Below are 3,419 nucleotides of genomic sequence, written 5' to 3'. Positions count from 1 at the left end.
GATGTGTGGTGTTCTTTTAAATCAACTCTTCCACCAATTGCAGGCAATGACTGAGCCCCGGCGACTGGTCATTGATCCGCCGGCTAAGAATGATCGGCGAAGTGGCGGTGGCTTCCACCACCGGCGTGTAGCCGATATCGGCACGATGCAGCACTTGCACCGAGGCCGGCACCAGGGTCACGCCCATGCCCGCGCCCACCAGGCCGATGGCGGTCTGCAATTCATTGGTCCACTGCGCCACCTTCAGGCTCAAGCCGTGGGCGTCGAACAGCGCGATCACATGGTCGGCGTAGCTGGGCCGCGGGTTGCCGGGGTAGAGCACGAAAGGTTCTGCGGCCAATTGCGCCAAGGTGGCCGGCGCGCCCAGCAAGGGATGCCCGGCCGGCAACACCGCCACCAGTCGATCCTCCACCAATACCCGCTGCACAATCGCCGGATCGTCGATGCGAATCCGCCCGAAACCCACGTCTATCCGCCCGGCCTTGAGGGCTTCGACCTGTTGCAACGTGGTCATTTCCGACAGGCCCAATTCCAGCTCCAGGCCATCGTGGCTGCGCAGCCGGCGAATCAACTCCGGAAGCACGCCATACAGCGTCGACGGCGCAAAACCGATGCCCAGCCAGGTCTTTTCGCCCAAGCCAATGCGCCGGGTGCTATCGCACACCTTGCCCAGTTGCTCCAGCAGCACATTGGCGTGCTCATAGAAAAACCGCCCGGCCTCGGTCAGGCGCAACGGCCGCCCGCGTTCCAGCAGGATCACGCCCAGTTCGTCCTCCAGTTGCTGGATCTGCCGGCTCAACGGCGGCTGGGCAATGTGCAGGCGTTCGGCGGCGCGGGTGAAGTTGAGGGTTTCCCCCAGCACCTGGAAGTAACGCAGATGGCGCAGTTCCATAAGGACTCCATTCATACCTTAAGGGTATTGTTCGAGACCAATTCTATATTGGAAGCCAGAAAAAATGCGGAACAGAATCAGGCCAAATCTATAAAGAATCCAACGGGTATTGCCATGCCGATTTGCGCCATCGAGTCGATCGAGACCATCATCGTCGATCTCCCTACCATTCGCCCGCACAAGCTGGCGATGCACACGATGCAGAACCAGACCCTGGTGATCATCCGCGTGCGCTGCGCCGACGGTATCGAAGGCATCGGTGAATCCACCACCATCGGCGGCCTGAGCTACGGCAATGAAAGCCCCGACAGCATCAAGATCAACATCGACCGGCACTTCGCGCCGCTGCTGCTTGGCCAGGATGCGAGCAACATCAATGCCGCCATGTTGCGCCTGGAGCGCAGCATTCGGGGCAACACCTTTGCCAAGTCGGGTATCGAAAGCGCCTTGCTCGACGCCCTCGGTAAACGCCTGAATTTGCCGGTCAGCGAATTGCTAGGTGGCCGTGTGCGGGACGCCTTGCCAGTGGCCTGGACCCTCGCCAGTGGCAATACCGAAAAAGACATCGCCGAGGCCGAGAAGATGCTCGACCTGCGCCGCCACCGCATCTTCAAACTGAAGATCGGCGCCGGTGAGGTCAGCCAGGACCTGGCCCACGTCATCGCGATCAAAAAAGCCCTGGGCGACCGCGCCAGCGTGCGGGTCGACGTCAACCAGGCCTGGGACGAAGCCGTGGCCCTGCGCGCCTGCAAGGTGCTGGGCGACAACGGCATCGACCTGATCGAACAACCGATTTCGCGCAATAACCGTGGCGGCATGGTCCGGCTCAACTTGTCGAGCCCCGCGCCGATCATGGCCGACGAATCCATCGAATGTGTGGAAGATGCCTTCAACCTGGCCCGCGAAGGCGCGGCCTCGGTGTTCGCCCTGAAGATCGCCAAAAACGGCGGCCCGCGTGCGGTATTGCGCACCGCGGCGATTGCCGAAGCGGCGGGCATCGGCCTGTACGGCGGCACCATGCTCGAAGGCGGTATCGGCACCCTGGCCTCGGCCCATGCCTTTCTCACCTTGAACAAACTGGCGTGGGACACCGAGCTGTTCGGCCCGCTGCTGCTCACCGAAGACATCCTCGCCGAGCCGCTGGTGTACCGCGATTTCCACCTGCATGTCTCCACCGCTCCGGGCCTGGGCCTGGCCATCGATGAAGAGCGCCTGACGTTCTTCCGTCGCGACAAATAACCCGAGGACACTTGCGATGTTGTTCCACGTAAAAATGACCGTGAACCTGCCCGTCGACATGAACCCCGAGCACGCTGCCGGCCTCAAGGCTGAAGAAAAAGCCTTCTCCCAGCGGCTGCAACAAGAGGGCAAATGGCGCCACCTGTGGCGCATCGCCGGGCTGTATGCCAACTACAGCGTGTTCGATGTCGACAGCGTGCAGGAACTGCATGACCTGTTGATGCAACTGCCGCTTTATCCTTACATGGCCATCGAAGTGAATGCCCTGTGCCGGCATCCATCGTCGATCCGTGAGGATGATCGCTGAGTCTGTTTTTTCACCTAATAATTACAAGATGAGGATTGCACCATGTCCATCCGACTTTCCCAGACTGCTCACGCCCAACAGTTTCTCGAAGAAGCCAGCGGCAACCTGAACGACGGCGGCAACCCACGGGCCAAGGCGCTGATCTACCGGATCCTGCGGGACACGGTGAACATCATCGAAGACCTGGAAGTGACCCCGGAAGAGTTCTGGAAGGCGGTCAACTACCTCAACGAACTGGGCAAGAACCAGGAAGCCGGGTTACTCGCGGCCGGCTTGGGCCTGGAGCATTACCTGGACATGCTGATGGACGCGGCAGACGAAGAAGCCGGCAAGTCCGGCGGCACCCCGCGCACCATCGAAGGCCCGCTGTATGTGGCCGGGGCGCCGCTGTCCAAGTTTGAAGCGCGGCTGGATGACGGGCAGGACCCGGGCGTGCCGCTGTTCATGCAAGGCCAGGTGCGCGACACGAACGGCAAGCCGCTGGCGGGGGCGATTGTCGACGTGTGGCAGGCCAATACCGGCGGCACGTATTCGTGGTTTGACGGCACGCAGTCGGAGTTCAACCTGCGTCGGCGGATCGAGACCGATGCCCAGGGCAACTACCGTTTCCGCAGCATCGTACCGTCCGGGTATGGCTGCCCGCCGACCGGTCCGACCCAGCAGTTGCTGGACCAGTTGGGGCGCCATGGCCAGCGGCCTGCGCATATCCACTTCTTCATCTCGGCGCCGGGCCATCGGCACCTGACGACGCAGATCAACCTGTCGGATGATCCGTACCTGCATGATGATTTTGCCTATGCGACGCGGGACGAGTTGATCGCCGAGATTCGTTTCAGCGAGGACGCAAACCTGGCGAAAGAGTTTGGGGTGGAAGGGCAGTTCGCGCAGATTGATTTTGACTTTGAGTTGCAGCCGGCGGCGGCGCCGGTGGAGCAGAAACGTATGCAGCGAGTGCGCGCGCTCGAAGACTGAACGCGGTAA

4 protein-coding genes are annotated in these 3,419 nt (G+C 61.5%); 3 read left to right on the top strand and 1 reads right to left on the bottom strand.

Going from position 1 to position 3,419, the window contains the following annotated elements; translation table 11 throughout:
- Positions 1-16: 16 nt before the first annotated feature.
- Positions 17-892, bottom strand: coding sequence for a LysR family transcriptional regulator (locus tag SNL23_RS27280; protein ID WP_318304248.1), 876 nt, complete (start codon positions 890-892; stop codon positions 17-19).
- A 114-nt stretch (positions 893-1,006) separates the two neighbouring features.
- Here SNL23_RS27280 and SNL23_RS27275 point away from each other — a divergent pair, with 114 nt between their 5' ends.
- From SNL23_RS27275 to catA, 3 genes are read left to right on the top strand one after another with little or no spacing between them, the layout of a single operon-like run.
- Entirely contained in the window at positions 1,007-2,131 is a 1,125-nt protein-coding gene (locus SNL23_RS27275) for a muconate cycloisomerase family protein (RefSeq protein ID WP_318304246.1), read from the top strand.
- 16 nt (positions 2,132-2,147) lie between these two features.
- Positions 2,148-2,438, top strand: coding sequence for a muconolactone Delta-isomerase (gene catC, locus SNL23_RS27270; protein ID WP_076013816.1), 291 nt, complete (start codon positions 2,148-2,150; stop codon positions 2,436-2,438).
- Positions 2,439-2,480: 42 nt separating this feature from the next.
- Complete coding sequence (catA, locus tag SNL23_RS27265) at positions 2,481-3,410, top strand: catechol 1,2-dioxygenase (protein WP_318304243.1); 930 nt, start codon at positions 2,481-2,483, stop codon at positions 3,408-3,410.
- Positions 3,411-3,419: the final 9 nt, after the last annotated feature.

The organism is Pseudomonas sp. SED1, assembly GCF_034044025.1.
GTDB lineage: Bacteria > Pseudomonadota > Gammaproteobacteria > Pseudomonadales > Pseudomonadaceae > Aquipseudomonas.
This window is presented reverse-complemented; position numbering and strand designations above follow the sequence as displayed.

Excerpts from the sequence above, each read along its gene's own strand:
- SNL23_RS27280 (WP_318304248.1), bottom strand. The coding sequence starts at position 892 with ATGGAACTGCGCCATCTGCGTTACTTCCAGGTGCTGGGGGAAACCCTC.
- SNL23_RS27275 (WP_318304246.1), top strand. The coding sequence starts at position 1,007 with ATGCCGATTTGCGCCATCGAGTCGATCGAGACCATCATCGTCGATCTC.
- catC (WP_076013816.1), top strand. The coding sequence starts at position 2,148 with ATGTTGTTCCACGTAAAAATGACCGTGAACCTGCCCGTCGACATGAAC.
- catA (WP_318304243.1), top strand. The coding sequence starts at position 2,481 with ATGTCCATCCGACTTTCCCAGACTGCTCACGCCCAACAGTTTCTCGAA.